Source organism: Vannielia sp. ABF1_015 (genome assembly GCF_056160745.1).
Window position 1 is genome coordinate 1,221,858 of sequence record NZ_JBSWXT010000001.1, and the last position, 19,035, is coordinate 1,240,892.

19 protein-coding genes are annotated in these 19,035 nt (G+C 65.2%); 10 read left to right on the plus strand and 9 right to left on the minus strand.

What is annotated here, in order from left to right; translation table 11 throughout:
• Nucleotides 1-7 precede the first annotated feature (7 nt).
• Nucleotides 8-2,287 (minus strand): NADP-dependent malic enzyme, encoded by a 2,280-nt coding sequence (locus tag ACXAG6_RS06275; RefSeq protein WP_475336121.1) that lies wholly within the window; start codon nt 2,285-2,287, stop codon nt 8-10.
• Between the two features lie 391 nt (nt 2,288-2,678).
• Between ACXAG6_RS06275 and ACXAG6_RS06280 the strand changes: the two genes are divergently transcribed.
• The 6 genes from ACXAG6_RS06280 (at nt 2,679) to ACXAG6_RS06305 (ending at nt 8,152) form a co-directional block, all read left to right on the plus strand.
• On the plus strand, nt 2,679-3,086 hold the full coding sequence (locus ACXAG6_RS06280) for a cytidine deaminase (RefSeq protein ID WP_475336123.1): 408 nt from the start codon (nt 2,679-2,681) through the stop codon (nt 3,084-3,086).
• 2 nt (nt 3,087-3,088) lie between these two features.
• Complete coding sequence (locus ACXAG6_RS06285; protein WP_475336126.1) at nt 3,089-4,396, plus strand: thymidine phosphorylase; 1,308 nt, start codon at nt 3,089-3,091, stop codon at nt 4,394-4,396.
• On the plus strand, nt 4,397-5,593 hold the full coding sequence (locus ACXAG6_RS06290; RefSeq protein ID WP_475336128.1) for a phosphopentomutase: 1,197 nt from the start codon (nt 4,397-4,399) through the stop codon (nt 5,591-5,593).
• Nucleotides 5,590-6,576: an adenosine deaminase gene (locus tag ACXAG6_RS06295; RefSeq protein ID WP_475336130.1), complete on the plus strand. Its 987-nt coding sequence runs from the start codon at nt 5,590-5,592 to the stop codon at nt 6,574-6,576. The genes ACXAG6_RS06290 and ACXAG6_RS06295 overlap by 4 nt, the downstream gene beginning before the upstream one ends.
• Complete coding sequence (gene upp / locus ACXAG6_RS06300) at nt 6,573-7,205, plus strand: uracil phosphoribosyltransferase (protein ID WP_140013157.1); 633 nt, start codon at nt 6,573-6,575, stop codon at nt 7,203-7,205. The genes ACXAG6_RS06295 and upp overlap by 4 nt, the downstream gene beginning before the upstream one ends.
• Before the next feature lie 65 nt (nt 7,206-7,270).
• Nucleotides 7,271-8,152, plus strand: a complete 882-nt coding sequence (locus ACXAG6_RS06305) for an SPOR domain-containing protein (protein ID WP_475336133.1) — start codon at nt 7,271-7,273, stop codon at nt 8,150-8,152.
• A gap of 121 nt (nt 8,153-8,273) precedes the next feature.
• On the opposite strand, the gene ACXAG6_RS06310 is transcribed toward ACXAG6_RS06305, so the two are convergent.
• Both ACXAG6_RS06310 and ACXAG6_RS06315 read right to left on the minus strand, forming a co-directional pair.
• Entirely contained in the window at nt 8,274-9,290 is a 1,017-nt protein-coding gene (locus tag ACXAG6_RS06310; protein WP_475336135.1) for a hypothetical protein, read from the minus strand.
• Nucleotides 9,291-9,414: 124 nt separating this feature from the next.
• The gene (locus tag ACXAG6_RS06315) at nt 9,415-9,903 is read right to left on the minus strand and encodes a c-type cytochrome (RefSeq protein ID WP_475336137.1); all 489 of its coding nucleotides are present in this window, start codon (nt 9,901-9,903) and stop codon (nt 9,415-9,417) included.
• Between the two features lie 110 nt (nt 9,904-10,013).
• On the opposite strand from ACXAG6_RS06315, the gene idi reads away from it, so the two are divergent.
• Nucleotides 10,014-10,559, plus strand: coding sequence for an isopentenyl-diphosphate Delta-isomerase (gene idi / locus ACXAG6_RS06320; protein WP_475336139.1), 546 nt, complete (start codon nt 10,014-10,016; stop codon nt 10,557-10,559).
• Nucleotides 10,560-10,901: 342 nt separating this feature from the next.
• Here idi and ACXAG6_RS06325 read toward each other — a convergent pair whose 3' ends face one another.
• Complete coding sequence (locus ACXAG6_RS06325; RefSeq protein ID WP_140013161.1) at nt 10,902-11,522, minus strand: TetR/AcrR family transcriptional regulator; 621 nt, start codon at nt 11,520-11,522, stop codon at nt 10,902-10,904.
• Between the two features lie 106 nt (nt 11,523-11,628).
• Complete coding sequence (locus tag ACXAG6_RS06330; RefSeq protein ID WP_140013162.1) at nt 11,629-11,832, minus strand: hypothetical protein; 204 nt, start codon at nt 11,830-11,832, stop codon at nt 11,629-11,631.
• Nucleotides 11,833-12,026: 194 nt separating this feature from the next.
• On the opposite strand from ACXAG6_RS06330, the gene fghA reads away from it, so the two are divergent.
• From fghA to ACXAG6_RS06345, 3 genes are all read left to right on the plus strand, one after another.
• On the plus strand, nt 12,027-12,854 hold the full coding sequence (fghA, locus tag ACXAG6_RS06335) for an S-formylglutathione hydrolase (RefSeq protein WP_475336142.1): 828 nt from the start codon (nt 12,027-12,029) through the stop codon (nt 12,852-12,854).
• Nucleotides 12,851-13,300, plus strand: a complete 450-nt coding sequence (locus tag ACXAG6_RS06340) for a YaiI/YqxD family protein (protein WP_475336144.1) — start codon at nt 12,851-12,853, stop codon at nt 13,298-13,300. Before fghA ends, ACXAG6_RS06340 begins: the two co-directional genes overlap by 4 nt.
• 487 nt (nt 13,301-13,787) lie before the next feature.
• The gene (locus ACXAG6_RS06345; RefSeq protein ID WP_475336145.1) at nt 13,788-16,766 is read left to right on the plus strand and encodes an error-prone DNA polymerase; all 2,979 of its coding nucleotides are present in this window, start codon (nt 13,788-13,790) and stop codon (nt 16,764-16,766) included.
• A gap of 27 nt (nt 16,767-16,793) precedes the next feature.
• On the opposite strand, the gene ACXAG6_RS06350 is transcribed toward ACXAG6_RS06345, so the two are convergent.
• Genes ACXAG6_RS06350 through ACXAG6_RS06365 form a run of 4 tightly spaced genes read right to left on the minus strand, consistent with a single transcriptional unit; the run spans nt 16,794 to nt 18,980 of the window.
• Nucleotides 16,794-17,483: an RraA family protein gene (locus tag ACXAG6_RS06350; RefSeq protein ID WP_140013166.1), complete on the minus strand. Its 690-nt coding sequence runs from the start codon at nt 17,481-17,483 to the stop codon at nt 16,794-16,796.
• A 5-nt stretch (nt 17,484-17,488) separates the two neighbouring features.
• Nucleotides 17,489-17,815 carry an AzlD domain-containing protein gene (locus tag ACXAG6_RS06355; protein WP_475336147.1) on the minus strand — a complete coding sequence of 109 codons (327 nt, stop codon included), beginning with the start codon at nt 17,813-17,815 and terminating at the stop codon, nt 17,489-17,491.
• On the minus strand, nt 17,812-18,516 hold the full coding sequence (locus ACXAG6_RS06360; RefSeq protein WP_475336149.1) for an AzlC family ABC transporter permease: 705 nt from the start codon (nt 18,514-18,516) through the stop codon (nt 17,812-17,814). The genes ACXAG6_RS06355 and ACXAG6_RS06360 overlap by 4 nt, the downstream gene beginning before the upstream one ends.
• Nucleotides 18,513-18,980, minus strand: a complete 468-nt coding sequence (locus ACXAG6_RS06365; protein WP_475336152.1) for a hypothetical protein — start codon at nt 18,978-18,980, stop codon at nt 18,513-18,515. Before ACXAG6_RS06365 ends, ACXAG6_RS06360 begins: the two co-directional genes overlap by 4 nt.
• Nucleotides 18,981-19,035: the final 55 nt, after the last annotated feature.

The following is a 19,035-nucleotide window of genomic DNA, read 5'->3' on the forward strand; positions in this document are numbered from 1 at the left end:
TCGGCCTCTAGCTGTAGTGGCCCACCGGCGTGCCGGCCAGTGCCGACATGTTGAGAAGCCCGCGCGCGGTGATCGACGGCGTCACGATATGGGTGCGGTTGCCCATGCCCATAAGGATCGGCCCCACCTCCAGCCCGCCAGCGCGCATCTTCAGGATGTTACGCACCGCCGAAGCGGCATCGGCGGAAGAGAAGATCAGCACATTGGCCGCCCCGTCGAAGCGGGCGGCGGGCAGGTGGCGGGCGCGCAAATCGGGGTCTAGCGCAGAATCCACATGCATCTCGCCTTCATAGGCAAAGTCGAGGTCGCGGTCGTCGAGCATCTCCAGCGCCTCGCGCATCCGGCGCCCACCTTCGCTGTCGAGGTTGCCAAACTGGCTGTGCGAGCAAAGCGCTATCTTCGGCTCCAGCCCGAAGCGCCGCACATGCCGGGCCGCGCCAATCACCGTTTCGCAGATTTCATGCGGCTTCGGAAACTGGTGCACCTGCGTATCGGCGATGAACAGCGGCCCGTCTTCCAGAATCATCAGCGAAAGCGCGGCCACCGGGTGGTGCGCCTTGTCGGCAAGGATCTGGCGGACGTAGTTGAGATGCCAGAGAAACTGGCCAAAGGTGCCGCAAATCATGCTGTCGGCCTCGCCGCGATGCACCATCACCCCAGCAATCGCGGTGGTATTGGTGCGCATCACCGAGCGGGCAAGGTCGGGGGTGACGCCGCGCCGCGCCATGAGGGTGTGGTAGGTTTCCCAGTAATCGCGGTAGCGCGGGTCGTTCTCGGGGTTAACCAGTTCGAACTCTCGGCCCGGGCGTATCTTCAGCCCCGCCCGCTCGCAACGCGCCTCAACTACCTCGGGGCGACCGATGAGAATGGGCAGATCGGTGGTTTGCTCCAGCATCGCATCGGCGGCCCGCAGCACGCGCTCATCCTCGCCCTCGGCAAAGACGATCTTGCGCTCGGCCTGCGCAGCGGCCTCGAAAACAGGGCGCATGAGCAGGGCGGACTTGAACACAGAACGATCGAGCGTGGCCTTGTAAGCGTCAAAATCCTCGATCGGGCGGGCAGCCACGCCGCTCTCGCAGGCGGCCTTGGCCACGGCTGTGGCGACCACCCCCATCAAGCGCGGATCAAACGGCTTGGGGATAAGATACTCGGGGCCAAAGGTAAGCTGCTCGCCCTTGTATGCCGCCGCCGCCTCGGCGGAGGTGGTGGCACGGGCCAGGGCCGCGATGCCCTCGATGCAGCCGAGTTGCATGGCGTCGTTGATCTCGGTTGCCCCGCAATCCAGCGCGCCTCGGAAAATGAACGGAAAGCACAGGACGTTGTTGACCTGGTTGGGGTAGTCGCTGCGCCCGGTGGCGATGATCGCGCCGGGGGCCACCTCGCGCACGAGATCGGGCAGGATTTCGGGCGTGGGGTTGGCGAGGGCGAATATGATCGGCTTCTCAGCCATCTTCGCTGCCATCTCGGGCTTCAGCACGCCGGGGCCGGAGAGCCCGAGGAAGAGATCAGCACCTTCGATCACATCGCCCAGCGTCGCGGGCGAGGTGCCCTGCGCAAAAGCGGCCTTCTGCGGCGTCATCTCCTCCTCACGGCCCTCGTAAACAAGGCCGGCAATATCGCAGAGCCAGACGTTCTCTCGCTTTACGCCCAGTTTGAGCAGCATGTTTAGGCAGGCGATGCCCGCCGCGCCGCCGCCGGTGGAGACCACCTTGATATCGGCCCAGTCCTTGCCCGCCAGCCGCAGGGCGTTGGTGGCCGCCGCGCCGACGACGATGGCGGTGCCGTGCTGGTCGTCATGGAAGACGGGAATGTTCATCCGCTCGCGGCAGAGCTTTTCGACGATGAAGCAGTCGGGGGCCTTGATGTCTTCAAGGTTGATGGCGCCGAAGGTGGGCTCGAGCGCGCAGACGATATCGGCCAGCTTCTCGGGGTCTTTCTCGTCAACTTCAATGTCGAAGCAGTCGATATTCGCGAACTTCTTGAAGAGCACCGCCTTGCCCTCCATTACCGGCTTGGAGGCCAGCGCGCCGATGTTGCCCAGCCCCAGCACGGCGGTGCCATTGGAGACCACGGCTACGAGGTTGCCACGCGCGGTATAACGTGTTGCCAGCGCGTTGTTCTCGGAGATGGCGGTGCAGGCCTCTGCCACTCCGGGGGAATAGGCGAGTGACAGGTCGCGCCCGTTGGCCAGCGGCTTGGTCGCCCGCACCTCCAGCTTTCCGGGTTTCGGGTTGGCGTGGTAGAGCAGCGCGGCGCTTTCTGCCGGGCTATCGGGCGTGTCGTTCATGGGGTCTCCCGAAAGTGGTTTAACGTTAAACCATCTGGTTAGCGCGGAATGGCACAAAACCAACCCGCGTTCAAGCCCGTGGCCTGCCCGCGCCCCACTATGTCACAAGACTTTTGCATTTTGCAATTTCCTGTTTCGCCACGTTCTCGAACCGGTTAAAAACACCTTGGTCAATCCGGGCATCTCGCCCCATGGTTGGCCGATCCTCGAAGGCCAGTGTTTTACTGTATTGCGGTGCGAGGCAGTCGTGTGCGACCCAAGGACCAAGGGTGCATAAGAGAAGACCGCGCCTATCGGGTCGGGCCGAATTTTGCGGTTTGAAAGCGCAATGTGCGTGCAATGAGCGGCCAGTGGGCCGGGTGGGCAGGCGCCAAGGTAGACGGAGAGGGTGATGAATCTGGTCGATGCGGCGCGAAATGCGCGCGAAAAGGCTTACGCCCCTTACTCGCAATTCAAGGTCGGCGCGGCGATCCGGGCCGAGAGCGGCACAGTGTTTTGCGGCGTGAACGTCGAAAACGTGGCCTATCCGGAGGGCACCTGCGCCGAGGCGGGCGCAATTGCGGCGATGGTGCTTGGCGGCGACAGCAAGATCGCCGAAGTGGCGGTGATTGCCGATAGCCCCGCCCCCGTGCCCCCCTGCGGCGGTTGCCGCCAGAAATTGGCCGAATTCGCAGACATGGATGTGAAGGTAACGCTGGCCACCACCCGTGGTGAGGTGTTGGAAACCACGGTCGGGGCCCTGCTGCCCGGTGCCTTCGGCGCGGGCCATCTGGTGAACACGCCGGATAACAAGGCCTGAGCATGGACGCCCGAAAGGTTCTGCATGCCCTGCGAAAGAGCGAAACCCTCAGCCCGGAGGCGGTTGACTGGTTTGCCCATGCGCTCGCGGATGAACGCGTAAGCGACGCGCAGGTGGGGGCCTTTGCAATGGGCGTCTGCCACGCCCCCTTGAGCGCCGAGGCGCGGGTGGCTCTGACCCTTGCCATGCGCGACTCGGGCGAGGTGCTTCAGTGGGATCTCGATGGTCCGGTGGTCGACAAACATTCTACCGGCGGCGTGGGGGATTGCGTCAGCCTCGTGCTCGCCCCCGCGCTGGCCGCCTGCGGGGTGTACGTGCCGATGATCTCGGGCCGCGGGCTGGGCCACACCGGCGGCACGCTCGACAAGCTGGAGGCGATCCCGGGGTTCAGCTCCGAAATTCCGATCGACAAGCTGCAAAAGATCACCCGCGAGGTTGGCTGCGCCATTGCCTCTGCCTCGGTGGATATCGCCCCCGCCGACAAGCGGCTCTACGCAGTGCGCGATGTGACGGGCACCGTGGAAAGCCTGGATCTGATCACCGCCTCGATCCTCGCGAAAAAGCTGGCCGCCGGGTTGGGAGGGCTGGTGCTGGATGTCAAATGCGGCGCTGGAGCCTTCATGAAAACACCGGCCGAGGCCCGCAAGCTGGCGCGCTCGCTGGTGGAAACCGCTAACGGGGCAGGTTGCCCGACCCGGGCGCTTATCACCGACATGAGCCAGCCGCTTGTCCGCTCGGCGGGCAATGCGGTCGAGGTAACAGAGGTGATGGACACGCTCACCGGCTCAGGTGCATCCGGGCCTCTCAGCCACCTGACGGCCAAACTGGGCGGCGAATTGCTGGCGATGGTGGGGGTGACTAAAAATGCCTTCGATGGTGCCGATATGGTGCTCGACAAAATCCGCTCCGGCGAGGCCGCAGAGCGGATGGGCCGGATGGTCGCCGCGATGGGCGGGCCGAGCGACTTCCTTGGCCGTTGGCGCGACAGGCTGCCCGCCGCCCCGGCAACCGCCCGCGTGCGGCCCGAAGGCGAGGGCTACGTTGAGGCGATTGACACCGAAGCGCTGGGCCTTGCCGTGGTGGCCATGGGCGGCGGGCGAAAGCGCGCGCGCGACCGGATCAATCCCTCCGTTGGCCTCAGCCAGATCGCGCAAATCGGCGATCGGGTCGACAAGGAGCGCCCGCTGGCCCGCATCCATGCCGCCCGCCGCAGCGAGGTGGAGGCGTTTGAGCCTTGGGTGCGTGCGGCTTTCAAATTGAGCGAGACCCCGGTAAACCCTCCCAAGCTGGTGCTTGGACGGGTGGAGTAAATGCCGCGAGCCTTTCTGGTTGTGATGGATTCCGTGGGCTGCGGCGGGGCGCCTGATGCGGCGGACTTCGGCGATGAAGGCTCAAACACGCTGGGCCATATCATGCAGGCCTGTGCCGAGGGCCGCGCAGAAGAAGGCCGCAGCGGCCCGCTGAAAATGCCGGTGCTCGACGGGCTGGGGCTGGCCGATGCCGTCGCTCTGGCCAGCGGCGTCGTGGGCGAGGGCCTGACCGGGCACCCAACGGGCCTCTGGGGCTGCGCCACCGAGATTTCACCGGGAAAAGACACGCCCTCAGGCCATTGGGAGTTAGCAGGCGTGCCGGTGCCGTGGGATTGGCACTACTTCCCAGATGAAGATCCGGCCTTTCCGCAATACATCCTCGATGCGCTGGCCTCGATGGCGGGCACGGGCGGGACGCTTGGCAACCGGCACTCCAGCGGCACGGTGATCCTTGAGGAAGAGGGCACCCGCCACATGGCGACAGGCTGGCCCATCGTCTACACCTCGGCCGACTCGGTGCTCCAAATCGCCGCCCATGAAGAGCGCTTCGGGCTGGAGCGGCTGCTGGACCTCTGCCAAGAGATTGCTCCGACCATGCACGCGATGAAGGTTGGCCGCGTCATCGCACGCCCCTTCCTGGGCTCGCCCGAAGAGGGCTTCACCCGCACCACCAACCGCCGCGACTTTGCCATCGCTCCGCCCGAGCCGACCCTGTGCAACTGGGTGCAGGACGCGGGCCGCACGGTGCATGCGGTTGGCAAGATCAAGGATATCTTCGCCGGTCACGGCATTGATGACGTGGTAAAGGGCGATGACGCCGTGCTGATGCAGCATCTTTCGCGGCTTGTGGACGAGGCCGAAGAGGGCTCGCTCACCTTTGCCAATTTCGTCGAGTTCGACAGCCTCTATGGCCACCGCCGCGACGTTTCGGGTTATGCCCGCGCGCTTGAGTGGTTTGACGCCTGCCTGCCACCGATCCTCGCCAGGTTGCGTGCGGGCGACATGATGGTGTTCACCGCCGATCACGGCAATGATCCAACGTGGCGCGGCACCGACCACACCCGCGAGCGGGTGCCGGTGGTGATCGCGGGGCGGGGCGCGGGCGAAATCGGCCATTGCGGCTTTGTCGATGTGGCGGCCTCCGTGGCGGCGCATCTGAACGTACCGGCGAAGGGGCCGGGGAGGAGCTTTTTGTGAGCTGGAAACAACTGCCCAAGACAGAGCTGCACCTGCATCTCGAAGGCGCCGCGCCGCCGGAGTTCATCCGCTCCCTCGCCAAGGAGAAGAAAGCCGACATTGGCGGCATCTTCGACGAGCAGGGCAATTACGCTTACGCGGATTTTGCGGAGTTCCTGAAGGTCTACGAGGCGGCAACTTCTGTGCTGACCACGCCCGAGGACTATGCCCGCCTCACCCGCGTTGTGCTGGAGCAATGCGCCGAGCACGGGGTGATTTACGCCGAAACCTTCCTCTCGCCCGATTTCTGCGGCGGCGGCGATGTGAAGGCCTGGTGGGAGTATTGCGCGGCAATGGCCGAGGTGGCCGAAGAGGCCGAGAAGGATCTGGGCATAACGCTCAAAGGCATCATCACCTGCATCCGCCACTTTGGCCCCGAACAGGCCCGCGCCCCGGCGATCTGCGCCGCTGAGAGCGCGGGCGATTTCATCACCGGTTTCGGCATGGCGGGCGCAGAGACGGTGGGCAAGCCGGGCGATTATGCCTGGGCCTTCGACTGCGCCCGCGAGGCCGGGCTGCGGCTCACCTGCCATGCGGGCGAGTGGGGCGGCCCCGAGATGGTGCGTGCCACGCTGGACCAGCTTGAAGGCATCGAGCGGATCGGGCATGGCGTGGCGGCCTATCACGACGGCCCGCTGATGGAACGGCTCGCGGAAAACGGCATTACGCTGGAGGTCTGCCCCGGCTCCAACATCGCGCTCGGCGTCTTCCGCCACTGGCATGACCACCCGATCGAGAAACTGCGCGAAAATGGGGTCGCGGTGACGGTGAGCACCGATGACCCGCCGTTCTTTCACACTACGATGACGCGGGAATACGAAAAGCTGAACGAGGTGTTCGGCTGGGACGAGGGCGACTTTGCCGCGCTGAACGAAGACGCGATGGCCGCCGCCTTCTGTGACGAGAAAACCCGCGAAGACATTCTGAAGAGGCTTAAGACATGACCAAGCACCTGACCGTCGTCGATCACCCGCTGGTGCAGCACAAGCTGAGCCTGATGCGCGAGAAGGAAACGCCAACGGCGGTGTTCCGTCAGCTCTTGCGCGAGATCAGCCAGCTTCTGGCCTATGAGGTGACACGCGAGTTGCCGATGACGACCAAGCGGATTGAGACGCCGCTGGTGGAAATGGACGCGCCGGTTCTCGACGGTAAGAAACTTGCGCTGATCTCGATTCTCCGGGCAGGCAACGGGCTGCTCGACGGGGTGCTGGAGCTGATTCCAAGCGCGCGAGTCGGCTTTGTTGGCCTCTACCGCGATGAGGAAACGCTTCAGCCGGTCGAATACTACTTCAAGGTGCCCGCCGAGTTGGGCGACCGGATGGTCATTGCCGTCGATCCGATGCTGGCCACCGGCAATTCCAGCGCAGCGGCGATCACGAAGCTGAAGGAGGCAGGTGCCGTAAATATCCGTTTTCTCTGCCTTTTGGCGGCACCCGAGGGCGTGGCGCGGATGAAAGAAGCGCATCCCGACGTGCCGATTGTAACCGCAGCGCTCGACGAGCGGCTCAACGATCTGGGCTATATCATGCCCGGTCTGGGCGACGCTGGAGACCGGATGTTCGGCACCAAGTAATGGTTTGTCCCTTTACGCATTGCCGCTAATCCTTTAGCTTTGCTGGATATTTTTGGGGAGCATTCATGATGCTGAAACGTGTACTTTCGGCTGCCGCCGTTGTTGCATCTCTCTTTTCGGGCGCGATGGCGCAGGCCCAGTCCAAGGGCACCCCGGCGGAATTTCCGCCCGCCAGTTACAAGGGCGCGCAATACGTTGACAGCAAGGGCTGCGTTTTTGTGCGCGCCGGGTTTGAGGGCGCGGTGTCTTGGGTTCCGCGGATGACGCGGGGCCGCAAGCAGATCTGTGGGGTCAGCCCCACCTTTGCCAAGGCCCCCAAGCCGAACGTGCCGGTTGTGACCGATGCGCCAACGCGGACGGTGGCCGCACGCCCGGCCCCCGCGCAAACCCAAACCCGCACCCGCACGGCAACCTCAAGCGAGGCCACAACGCGGACCCGGGTGGTCAAACAGCGGTCTTCCGTCCCTTCTGCCACCACGCGTTCCGAGCCACGGGTTGTGCGCCGCGCGGCAACGCCTGAAACCCGTCAGGCGAGCACGCGGACGACCACGGAAACCCGGGTGATCCGCCGCCAGTCGTCCACCTCCTCAGTCACACGCGGCGAGCCAAGGGTGGTGCGTCGCGAGGTGGCTCCCGCGCCGCGCCAGCCCGCAGCCCAGCCGCGTGTTGTGCGGCGCTCTGCGGCTTCGGCCCCGGCCACCACGCGCCAGCCCGCCGCAGCCTCCTCCGGCCGCTACGTCCAGGTGGGCACCTTCTTTGACGATATCGAAGCTCGGCAAACCGCATCGCGGCTGCGCGGCGCGGGCCTGCCGGTGCGCACCCGCGCGATGACCCGCAGCGGCAAGCGAATGACCATCGTGATGGCCGGCCCGCTGGCCGGCAGCGCGTTGACGGCAGGGCTGCGCAAGGCGCGTGCACTGGGCTTCAGCTCGGCCTACGTCCGCTAGGGGCCAAGAGACATCTGAAAATGAATGCGCCTCGCAGGGAAACCTCGCGGGGCGCGTTGCGTTTCGAGAGGGCAGCCCATTCGCCCCCTGTCTGCGGCGCGGGGGCCGGTGGTGGGCCTGCCTACTCGCCGCAGATGCCTTGCAGAGCAACCCAGTCAGCATCTTCCAGCACGGGCTCCGCACCGCCACCACGCATCGGATCGGCCTCGATCAGCGGCAAGGTGCTCTCCCCGGTAACATCCACCGCATAGGCATAGGGCGTCGTGGCCAGCTTGGCCTCCGCGAAGCGCGCAAGCAGCGCCTCATCGGGCACAGGCGCTTGCGGTGCTGTCACGAGCTCCTCAGCATAGGCATCCAGCGCAGCCTCGGGCAGCGCGCCCGTCGTCAGCAGGCGGATGGTGGCGATAAGCCCGGCGTGCTCCAGCAGCCGTTCGAGTGGGTCTGTCTGCGCGGAGCGGGTGGCTTCGGCAAGGATGTAGCCAGCCACCACATCGGGACTCTCATAATCTTCCACCAGCGCGCGGTTCATCAGGATCAAACCGCCGGGCAGGGCCACGGTATTGGTGATTCCACCGCGCAGCACCAGCAGCCCGCCCTTTTCAGGCGCGCGCAGGCGTGTGTGCAGCCGGGCCAGCGCCCTGTCACCGCGCGGGCTACGGCAGGGCGCACCAGACACGCGCCCGATTGCCCGAAAAACATGCCCACCCAGCTCCGCGCGGGTCGGCTCCGGGACCACGCGCACGGTGTGCGAGGTCAGCGCCCCGGGCAGCCAAACAAAGGCAGCCACGGCCAACGCCGCCGAGCCGCCCCACAGGATCACCCGCCGCAGCCAGCCCTCGCGCGGCCTGCGCCGTGCAATCACCTGACGGACCCGCTCGACCGCCTCGATCATGGTCTCGTCTTCAAGCTCCAGTAGCTCCAGCGCCTCGGCAGAGGGAGCGTATAGCGCCGGCATCTCGCCGGGGTTCACCCGCTCCACGGCAGCAAGCGACCAATGCGAAAGCACCCGCCCCGCGCCATCGGTGATCGCGAGGGAAGCGTCGCCAAAGTTGACGACAACATTCTGCCGCTGCGCCTCCGGCTCAGGGCGCCAGAGGCCGGCACATTCCAACCGTTGATATTCTTTGAGCGCTGTCATGCGCGGGGTGGCCTGCTCGTTATTGCTCTTGTTCGTTGCGGCAACACTAGCGGGTTTTCGCTCACAAGGGAATCGGCAAGCTGTGCCGCCCTGCGGTGAGGCGGGGCGGCACAATCTGAAGTAGTTACATGCTGTTGAGGCTCACGAGATAGGCGTAGACATTCGCCGCATCTTCCTCGCCCTTCAGGCGGAACGACATCTTCGACTTGGCCTTCGAGTTGCCGGTGAACTCTTTGAGAAAGCCGCGCGGATCCTGCACGTAGGCCACGAAGTTCTCCTCGCTCCAGACAAGGCCGTTCTCTTCGCCGGCAGCCACCAGATCCTTGCTGTAGCGAAAGCCTTCAACCGCCCCGGCCTTGTGGCCAGCCACGTTGAACAGGTTGGGCCCGGTCTTGGAGGCCTTGCCCGCCAGCGTATCGCCCGCCTCGTTCTTGACCACGTGGCAGGTGACGCAGCGCTTGGCAAAGATCGCTTCGCCTTCTGCCGCATCGCCGCTCGGGGCGGGCATTTCGGCCATCTCGGTTTCAGTGGTCTCTGCGGCCTCATGGCTCTCGGCCAGCGCCGGGCCGGCCAGCAGGGCGGCGAGGGCGATGGCGGTAATAGGTGTTCTCATGGCTTCCTCCTTGAGGGGTTGTGCTGTGTGAACCCGCGCGTTCGTGTTGCCTTGTTAGCCAAGCCGCACCCCGATAAACACGCGACGCTGTGGCACAGGGATTCAAATAGATGAGCAAAGGCGCCGACCATCCGACGACGGTGCAGGCAGGGATGATCCCGGCCTGGGTGGAGGGGCAGCTGCAGCCGGTGGAAAAGCTGGCCGCGCACCGGCAGGGGCTTCGCCACAAGGCCGTGTCTGTCTTCGTCTTTGATGGAGAGCGGTTGCTGATCCAGCAGCGGGCGGCGGAAAAGTACCATACGCCCGGCCTCTGGGCGAACACCTGCTGCACCCACCCGCATTGGGGCGAGGATGACGCGATGTGCGCCGAGCGGCGGCTCGGTGAGGAGTTGGGCCTGCGCGGCGTAGCGCTGGAGCCGGTCGGCGAGGTGGAGTATCGCGCCGACGTGGGCGGCGGCATGGTGGAGCACGAGGTCGTGGCGATGTTTCGGGGCGAGGCCCCGGGGGCCGCGCTTCAGCCAGACCCGGCGGAAGTGCAGGCCGTGCGCTGGCTGACGCTGGAGGCGCTCGATGGCGAAATCGCGGCGACGCCAGAGCACTTCACACCTTGGCTGCGGATTTACATGGCAGAGCACCGGGGCGTGTTTGAACGCTGAAGCCAGCGCTTCGCGCCTTGTCGGCTTTCATCGCACCAGCGGTGAGGGCCAAATGGCCCGACGGGCGGCTAGGGCGTTACCTCAAGCGCGCATGCCGTCGGAGCGCAGGCGTTGCTATCGGCCATCGCCTCAAAGCGCAGGGTGGCGCCAAGGGCGATGAGCAGGGTGAGGGCGGCGATGCGCGCCATGGGCTGTCCTCCGGGTGCGTTTCACACCGGGCCGCTGCGGGCCCGTTGAAGGTAATACGCATCAGCAGGGCCAATCCTTTGACGGCATGGCGAAAAATTCACCTCACGCGCGGTAAGCTGCTGAAAGTTAGGAAAAGAAAGTTTGGTTGTGCGGTCAGGTGCCGTAGCGGGCGATGAACATGTCAATCGCGCCGTCAATCACCTGTTTGCGCTTTTCGGGGGTGAACTCGCACTCCAGCCCCATCAGGCATTTCACCCAAAGCTCGGCCTTGCACAGCTCCATGAGCTGATAGGCCGCCAGCTCGTAATCGTCGATATCATGCAGCTCGCCGCGGGCTTCGGCGTTTTGCAAAAGCGGCACGATGCTGTCGCGTACAAAGCGGGGGCCGTACTTGTAAAACTCGCGCCCCAGCTCCGGGAAGCGGCAGCTCTCGGCCACGCAGATGCGGAACATGCCGCGCCCGAGTTCGGAGAGCATGAACTCCTGCATCCGCTCGGCCACCAGCCGCAGAACTTCGCGCACCGGGCGGTTCGGGTCGATCTCCGACACAGCGATCTCGGCCTGACGCTGACACTCGCAAGTGGCAACTTCCATGAACAGCAGGCCCTTGTCGGGGAAGTAGCTGTAGAGCGTCGCCTTGGAAACCCCGGCTTCTTTGGCAATCAGGTCAACACTGGCGCCTTCGAATCCATCAGCCAAAAAGATCTTGCGGGCGCCTTCAAGCACCTGATCGAACTTCCTGCCGCGTTTGATTTCACCCACCGGTGCGTTCATGTCCAACTCCGTTCCCCTGACCAACTATAAACCAGACAGTTTAGTTCCGGCAAGGCAATGCGGGCCTCGCCGGAACTTTCCGTCGATGGAAGAGTGGTGGCTTCGCTCACTTGGAGCCAGCTTGGGTGCCCGTGGCAAGGATGGCGGGCGCGCTGTGGGAGCGGTCGGGCAACTCGGGCGCGCTGGGGCTTGCGGTGGAGGCGCTGGTAAAGGTCACACGGGGCAGGTCGGTCGCGAAACTGCCAGCGTTGGCAGCGTGAAGGGACGCGCCGAGGGCGATGAGAACGGTGAGGGCAGAGATGCGCAGCATCGGATTATCCTTTCGAATCTGAACTGAACCACTCGGTTCAGATGGGTATCTAAACCGTTCGGTTCGTTTTGCAAGACTTTTATGAACCGGCCGGTTCAGTTTTCTCCGCGCGGCCCCTGCGCCGCTGCGGATGGTGGACATTCGGGCAGGGGGCCGGGATAGTCGCCGCAAATCTGATTTGAGGAGGCGGGCCGATGGAAACGGTAGCGGAAAACAGGGCATTCGGTGGGGTTCAGGGCGTGTATCGGCACGGCTCAGAGGCGTGTGGCTGTGATATGACCTTCGGTCTGTTCCTGCCGGAAGAAGCCAAGGATGGGCCGGTGCCGGTGCTGTGGTATTTGTCCGGCCTCACTTGCACCCATGAGAACGCGATGACCAAGGCGGGCGCGCAGGGCTGGGCTGCCGAGCAGGGAATCGCGCTGATCTTCCCCGACACCTCGCCGCGCGGTGAGGATGTGCCCGACGACGAGGCCTATGACCTTGGCAAGGGCGCGGGCTTTTACGTGAATGCCACGCAGGAGCCTTGGGCCAAGCACTTCCGCATGTGGGATTACGTCGCCGAGGAATTGCCTTCTCTGGTCGGCGCGGAGTTTGCCGTCGACATGGAGCGCCAGGGCATCACCGGCCACTCGATGGGCGGCCACGGCGCGCTGACGCTGGCAATGCGCCAGCCGGGCCGGTTTGCCAGCGTGTCGGCCTTCGCGCCGATTGCCCATCCAACCCAGTCCGACTGGGGCAAAAAGCAACTCAGCGCCTATCTGGGCGACAGCGGCTGGGAGGAGCATGATTCCACGCTGTTGATGCGCGAGCGTGGTTTTGACGGGCCGGTGCTGGTGGATCAGGGCGGCAGCGACCAGTTTCTCGATCTGCTCAAGCCCGAGGCGCTCAGCGAGGCAATGGCGGCACGGCGGCAGGAGGGTAGCTTCCGGGTGCAAAAGGGCTATGACCATTCCTACTTCTTCGTCTCTAGCTTCATGGAAGAGCATGTGAGCTTCCACGCAGAGGCGCTCTGGTCAAAGTGACGATCTGGGTCGATGGAGATGCCTGCCCGGTGAAGGCCGAGGTGGAGCAAGTGGCCAGCCGGGTAAAGGTGCCGGTGAAGATAGTTTGCAACGGCGGGCTGCGGCCCTCGCCCAACCCGCTGGTGGAGGTGGTCTACGTCTCCGAGGGGCTGGACGTGGCCGATGATTTCATCGCCGAGAATGCCGGCAAGGGGGACGTGGTGGTGACCGCTGACATTCCGCTCGCGGCCCGCTGCGTGGAGGCCGGGGCGCTGGTGGTGAAGCCCGATGGCGAGCGGCTGACGGCGCGCAACATCGGCTCGGTGCTGGCGACGCGCGACCTGATGACCGGGCTGCGCGAGGCCAACCCGCTGAACCAGGGCGGCGGGGCGAAGCCGTTTTCGAAGGCGGATCGCTCGCGGTTCATGGATGGGCTGGAGCGGGCGCTCAGGGCGGCTGGGCGATAAGTGCAACAGATTTTGTTCTTGGTCTGTCCCGTGAACATTGGTTCTGGACTCGTGCTGCTTCATCCCTAACCTAAGAGCCATGATAGTCCCGAAGGAATCGGTGTGCGCTGATAGGGGCGGCGCAATTCGGCTCCGAGGGTGGCAGGCCCAACCTGCCCTTTTTGGTTGAAAGGACATTCCAATGGCCAAGAAGACTTTCAAGATCGGAAGGAACGCCGGGAACGGTCGTTTCACTACGGTCAAAAAGGCTCAGCAAGCGGCGAAGACGCACGTTGTTGAGACTATCAAAAAACCGGGTAAGTAACCGGATTTCAGGGTGGTTTTCTTGCAAGGAGGGCCACCCTGTTTCCATGAATCGCATAGCGGTCGCCGGTTGGCAACGTGCGATCAGCAGTTTTTCGGAATTGGTAGTCGGTGGGGGCGCAAGCGACATCGTGCGATTGAGGGTGAGAACAAAACGTGAAAATATGAAGCGAAGGAATCGCCCGTGTTTGCCGAACTGTCTGCCACATCGAACTTCACCTTTCTCACCGGGGCCTCGCATCCCGAGGAGTTGATGGAGCGTGCCGGGCTGATGGGCGTGCAGGCGCTGGCGGTTGCCGATGAGAACTCGGTGGCGGGCATCGTGCGGGCGCATCAACGGGGCCGGGAGATTGCGCGCTCGGTGGCGGCGCGGCGGGCGGCGATCGAGGCAGCTGGAGAGATTGGCCCGCCTGCACCGGAGTGGGCAGAGCGGGGCCCCTCGCTGGATCTGGACTGTGTGCCGCGCCTGCTGCCCGGCGCGCGGGTGGTGCTGAGCTGCGGCTTTCAGGCGACGGTATTGCCGCGTGATCGCACGGGGTGGGGGCGGCTGTGCCGTTTGCTCTCGCTCGGGCGGCTGAGGGCAGAGAAGGGGGCCTGCCTGCTGCATGTGGGCGATCTGGTGGAATGGGGCGAGGGGCTGGAAATTCTGGTGCATCCCGACGGCGATTGGCAGAGGGTCACGCAGCGGCTTGTGCGGCGCTTCGGCGAGGCGGTAAGCCTCTGTGCCGCGCCGCGCTATGACGGGCGGGACGCCGGGCGCATTGCACAGCTGGCGCGGGAGGCGAAGCGGCTGGGCGTGCTACTGGTGGCCTCGGCCCGCCCGATAATGCACCACGGCGCGCGGCGGCGGATGGCCGATGTGCTCACCGCGATCCGGCAGGGCTGCCGGGTGGATGAGCTGGGCCGCGCCGCGCTGGCCAATAGCGAGCAGCGGCTGCGCAGCGAGGCGGAAATGCTGCGGCTCTTTGCCGGCCATGAGGGCGCGGTGGCGCGGTCGGGCGAGGTGGCGGCGCGTTGCACCTTCTCGCTCGACGAACTGCGCTATGAATACCCCTCGGAGGTGAGCGGCGGCGAGACGGCGGGCGAGCGGCTGGCGCGGCTGGCGCGCGCGGGCCTGCGCTGGCGCTACCCCTCGGGCGCACCGGAAAAGGTGCGCGGGATGTTGGAGCATGAGTTGGAGCTGATCGGCAAGCTGGGCTACGAGCCCTACTTTCTGACCGTGCATGACGTGGTGGAGTTTGCCCGCTCGCGAGGCATCCTTTGCCAGGGGCGCGGCTCGGCGGCCAACTCGGTGGTGTGCTACTGCCTTGGGGTGACCTCCGTGAGCCCCGAGATCGGCACGATGGTCTTTGAACGTTTCGTCAGCGAGGCGCGGGACGAGCCGCCGGATATCGACGTGGATTTCGAGCATGAGCGGCGCGAGGAGGTGATCCAGCACATCTACGAGCGCTACGGGCGGCACCGCGCCGGGCTTTGCGCCACGGTCATCCACTATCGCGGCAAGCGGGCCACGCGGGAGGTGGGCCGGGCAATGGGGCTTTCGGACGATACGCTCTCGGCCATGTCCTCGCAGATCTGGGGCTGGGGCTCTGTCTCGGGCCAGATGATGGACAGCCGACTGCGCGAGATCGGGCTGGACCCCGCCGACAAGCGGCTGATGCTGACGCTGAGCCTGATCGAAGAGATACAGGGCTTTCCGCGCCACCTCAGCCAGCATGTCGGCGGGTTCATCATCACCGAGGGGCGGCTCGATGAGCTGGTGCCGGTGGAAAATGCCACGATGGAAGATCGCACGGTGATTCCGTGGGACAAGGACGATATCGACACGCTGGGCATCCTGAAGGTGGATGTGCTGGCGCTGGGGATGCTGAGTTGCATCCGCAAGGCGTTTGACCTGCTGGCCGAGCACCACGGCCAGCGGTTTGACCTTGCCACGCTGCCACCTGAAGACCCGCGCGTTTATGACATGCTCTGCAAGGCGGATAGCCTCGGTGTGTTTCAGGTGGAGAGCCGGGCACAGATGAACTTTCTGCCCCGGATGCGGCCGCGCTGCTTTTACGACCTCGTGATCGAGGTGGCGATCATCCGGCCCGGCCCGATTCAGGGCGACATGGTCCACCCCTTCCTGCGGCGGCGGAACGGGGAGGAGAAGGTGGAGTTTCCCTCCGACGAATTGGGCGAGGTTCTGGCCAAGACGCTGGGGGTGCCGCTGTTTCAGGAGCAGGCGATGCAGATCGCGATCATCGGGGCGGGGTTCAGCCCCGATGAGGCCGATCAGCTGCGCCGCGCGCTGGCGACCTTCAAGAAGCTCGGGCGGGTGAGCGATTTCGAGGGTCGGTTCATGAAGGGGATGCTGAAGAACGGCTATGACGCCGATTTCGCCGCCCGCTGCTTCTCCCAGATCGAGGGCTTCGGCTCCTACGGCTTTCCCGAGAGCCACGCGGCCAGCTTTGCACTGCTGGTCTATGCCAGCGCATGGCTGAAGCGGCACCACCCCGGGGTGTTTGCCTGCGCCCTGCTCAACAGTCAGCCGATGGGCTTCTATGCCCCGGCGCAGATCGTGCGGGACGCCCGCGAGCATGGGGTCGAGGTGCGCCCGGTCGATATCAACGAGAGCTTTTGGGACAATACGATGGAGCCCGACGGCAAGGGCGGTTTGGCGCTGCGGCTCGGGTTTCGCCAGATCAGGTCGATGCGCGAGGAGGAGGCGCGGTGGATCTGCGCGGCGCGGGGCAACGGCTATCTCGATGTGGCTGCGGTTTGGCGGCGCGCCGGGGTGGCACCGCAGATGGTGGAAGCGCTGGCAGAGGCCGATGTGTTCGCCACGCTGGGGCTGAGCCGGCGCGAGGCGCTGTGGCAGGCCAAGGCGCTGAAGGGCGATGCGCCGCTGCCGCTTTTCGCCGGGGCGCTGGAGGGCGAGGGCATCGCCGAGGCGGCGGCTGTGCTGCCGCAGATGAGCCTCGGGGAAGAGGTGGTGGAGGATTACGTCGCAATGCGCCTGAGCCTGCGCGCCCATCCGGTGGCGCTGCTGCGGCCGGTGCTAACCCCCGAAGCCGGTGGCCCCGCCCCCGCAATGTCAGGGCCGGGCACCGGGCGCGGGTTCAGGGTGCGGCAAGACCGTTGGGACGCTGGCGGGAAGAGCTGCGAAAGCAGCACGGTCTAGGCTGCTCGCAGCGGGGGGCGGTCAAACTCAATCCTCGAACAGCACCTTGCCCTCGGCGGCCATCTCATCGAGATCCACAAGCGCACTGAGGCCGTCCTTCACCTTCGCCTCCAACTCATCTTCCGCGCTCTTCACCTCCGGCAGCTTTGCCGCCACCGCGTCGATCCGGGCCAAGGGGATCACCACTGCGCCGTTCTCATCGGCCACGATCAGGTCTCCGCTTTGCACATACTGGCCGCCAATCGCGGCCCCCATGCCCACCGTGCCGGGGCCGTGGCCATAGGGGGAGTTGGGGTTCAGCCCGGTGCACCAGCAGGGCATGCCGTGGGCCATCACGCCCTCACGGTCACGCATTGGCCCATCGGTCACAAAGCCCGCCGCGCCAGCGTTCTTCATCATGCCGGTGATCTGGTCGCCCGCCGCCGAGCAGCCCTGATGGCCCTCGACCGCCGAAATCACAACGTCACCCGCCTCGATCAGCCCGAGGCTGGCCACCGTGGCCAAAATCTCCGCCGGGCCGTTGTTGGCCACCAGCGCAGGGCCGCAGATTGCAGGCTGGCCGAAGTCGAGCGGCGATATTGCCGTGCCGAGCGCGCCCTTGCCGTCCATCGCATCGCAGATAAAGCCGGTCGGCACACCGCGAAAGGCGTCGATCTGCGCGGCGGTGGGGCGGGGAAACGTCCGGCGAATGCGCAGGAGAGGGGGCTCTTCGATCATGTCAGTCAGGCTCCGGTTATGAAGTGCAAAAGGTAAAGGCTGCCCATGCCCGCAACGATGGCGGGCACAACGCCAAATCTCACCCCGGCCGCAAAGGCGGCGGCGGCGGCGAGCAGGCGGATAGGGTCTGTGGTGCCGCCCGTGGCGTCGGGCCAGAGTAGCAGCGGGGCAATGAGCGCCGGAAACACCGCAGCGCCCACGTATTTAAGGTGCAGCAGCGCCCAATCCGGCAATTGGCGCCCGCCCAGCAGGCCCAAAAAGGAAAAGCGGATCAGGAATGTGCCGAGCCCCAGCAGGGCGGTCAGCACCCAAAAGCCCGTCTCCGAAATCATGCCGTGGCCCTCCGCTTGAGCGCCAGTTCCACCTGCGCCCCGGCGAGGATGCCAAGCAGAGCGGCCATGAAGATGCCCAGCGACCATGGCAGCCCGGCAAAGGCGACAGAGCCAGCGCAGGCCACAAAGGCGGCCGCCATATGCGGCAGCGAGCGCAGCAGCGGCGCAACCAGCGCGATGAAGCAGACCGGCACGGCAAAATCGAGCGACCAGCTCGCCGGGATCGCCTCGCGCAGCAGCGCACCGGCCAGCGTGGAGCCGTACCAAAACGGGCAGATCAGGGCCATGCAGCCGAAGTAATAAGCTACCTTGGCGGGCGGGCTCATGTCGGGGCGCTCTTCATAGGTGCGCACCGCCACGGCGAAAGCCTGATCCACCATGAGGTAGGCGGCGAGCGCGCGCAGGCCGAGGGGGGCGTGGCCGATGTGCGGGACGAGGGCGGCGGAATACATCGCCATCCGCAGGTTGACCGCCAGCGCCGCAAGCAGCGCGATGAACACCGGAGCCTGATCCTGCAACAGCGCCAGCGCGGTGAATTGCGAGGCCCCGGCGATGACGATGGCTGACATGGCGAAGGTTTGCAGCACGTCGAGCCCGGCGTCGCGGGCCACCACGCCGAACATCATCGAATAGGGCACCACGATGAGGATGAAGGGGGCGCAGTCGAGATAACCGCGCCAGAAGGCTCGGTGCGGGCTCATTCGCGCAGGGCCAGCCGGAGCTTGAGCCATGTCACTGCAGAGACAGCCGTAGTGCAGCGGGCCTTGCCGCGTTCGATATCGTTAAGCTGGTGATCGCTCAGCATGGCCAGCTCCTTGGCACGTTCGCAATCGAGCAGGGCGGTGAGCATGTCGTATTTCGCGTTGATCGTGAAATAGCCGGTATCGACAGGCATGTTCAGCTCCGAGAGCCGCTGGCGCTCGGCGGTGATCCCGACATCGAAGCTCTGGCGGGCGGTCTCGTAGCACAGCATGGCAACGGCGGGCGTTTCATACTCCACCGCGTCGCAGGGTGCGAGGGCGGGTTCGATGCAGGCGGCGGCGAGCGCCGGGCTGGCGGCGGCTTCGGCACAGCTTGCGATGGCGTCGAGATCGACCTGCGCTTGCTGGCCGACGGCAGGTGAGGCGGCAAGCGCCGCCATGAGCATGGCTGCTCGATGTCTCATGAAGTCCTCCCCGAGCCGAGAATGCCCTTGCATTTGGTATACCAAACCGTGAAGT